The sequence below is a fragment of the Micromonospora sp. M51 genome, assembly GCF_018070305.1.
Taxonomy (GTDB): Bacteria; Actinomycetota; Actinomycetes; order Mycobacteriales; family Micromonosporaceae; genus Micromonospora; species Micromonospora parva.
In genome coordinates, this window is record NZ_JAGPXZ010001128.1 from 1 (window position 1) to 1,346 (window position 1,346).

Consider the following 1,346-nt stretch of genomic DNA (forward strand, 5'->3'; position numbering starts at 1 on the left):
GCTCTTCAAGCGGGACGTCATGCCGGGCAAGATCCGCAACGTGTTCGAGGTCTCCAGCCTGGAGGCCGAGGGTGCCTACGTCGGGCGCTGCGCCGAGCTGTGCGGCAGCTACCACGCGTTCATGAACTTCGAGCTGCGGGTGGTGTCGCCGGAGAAGTACGACCAGTTCCTCGCGGCCAAGCAGAGCGGCAAGTCCACCCAGGACGCGTTGTCCGCGATCGGTGAGCAGCCGTACGCGGTGACCACGGAGCCGTTCGACACGCGGCGGACGCAGGACAACTTCAACCCGGACAAAGTTCCGGCCCGCACCGGAAGCTGAGGCAGCGGCATGAAGACCGAGTGGCGTATCTTCCTGATCATCGCCGGTTTCCTCTTCGGTGCCACCATCCTCTACGGCGCCTGGACGAACGGGCAGTCGGGCGGCATCGAGTGGGTCGGCACCGTAGCCCTGCTGCTGTCGTTCCTGCTCTGCTCGATGTGCGGTGGCTTCTTCTGGTTCGTCTCCCGCCGGATCGACCTGCGCCCGGAAGACCGTCCGGACGCCGAGATCGCTGACGGCGCTGGCGAGGTCGGCTTCTTCAGCCCGGGCAGCTACTGGCCGTTCGGTCTGGCGCTGGCCGCCGCGATCGCCGCGCTCGGCCTGGTGTTCTGGCAGTACTGGCTGATCGGCGCCGGCCTGGTGGCCGTTGTCCTCGCCGCCTGTGGGCTGCTGTTCGAGTACTACAGCGGCACCCGGCGTACCGCCGAGCACTGACCCACACCCGGTCGCCATTGCGACCGACCCCGCACGACGAAGGCCCGTTCCCCAGTGGGGGAGCGGGCCTTCGGTCATGCTCGACCCCGGTCGAGCGGCGCCGGCGGTCAGGCGGCGGGCGCCGGATCGGGCCGGGCGGCAGGTCAGGCGGCGTGACGCTGGCCGTCAGATGGCGCGCCGGTGGGCGGTCAGGCGACTCGGCGAGGGGCGGGCTGGCGGTGGCGGACGGTCAGTCGGGTGACCGGGAAGGCGATCGCGCCGACGACCACTGCGGCGCCGCAGTCGGTGCAGATCAGCTCTGGACAGTCGGTGCCGTGGCCGTCGACGCACGGCGGGGCCTCGAACAGCGCCACGCCCTCGCAGACGTCGCAGTAGAGCTCGCGGTGCGACACGGGCGTCTCCTCTCGATCACCAGGCCGGCCCGCCCGGATGCGACAGCGACGCACCGACGGCGGCAGAGAACTACTCAGCTGTAGTTTCCCAGACGGGTCCGACAAATCCCCGCGCACCGTCGCCCACTCGTCGGCCGCCGGGTGTGATCCACTCGACTTCCTTGAAATCGGGGTGTCCGGGCTCCCGGGACACCGCAGAT

The 1,346-nt window shown here is 69.7% G+C and carries 2 protein-coding genes and 1 pseudogene; 2 read left to right on the top strand and 1 reads right to left on the bottom strand.

The window, feature by feature from the left end:
* Positions 1-319, top strand: a pseudogene (locus tag KBX53_RS33025) (cytochrome c oxidase subunit II); the annotation flags it as partial.
* A gap of 9 nt (positions 320-328) precedes the next feature.
* Positions 329-754, top strand: a complete 426-nt coding sequence (locus KBX53_RS33030) for a cytochrome c oxidase subunit 4 (protein ID WP_030337748.1) — start codon at positions 329-331, stop codon at positions 752-754.
* 188 nt (positions 755-942) lie between these two features.
* On the opposite strand, the gene KBX53_RS33035 is transcribed toward KBX53_RS33030, so the two are convergent.
* Complete coding sequence (locus tag KBX53_RS33035) at positions 943-1,146, bottom strand: hypothetical protein (protein ID WP_030337747.1); 204 nt, start codon at positions 1,144-1,146, stop codon at positions 943-945.
* Between the last annotated feature and the right edge of the window lie 200 nt (positions 1,147-1,346).

What these genes read in the sequence shown, in the direction of transcription:
- KBX53_RS33030 (WP_030337748.1), top strand. Translation starts at nt 329, where the DNA reads ATGAAGACCGAGTGGCGTATCTTCCTGATCATCGCCGGTTTCCTCTTC.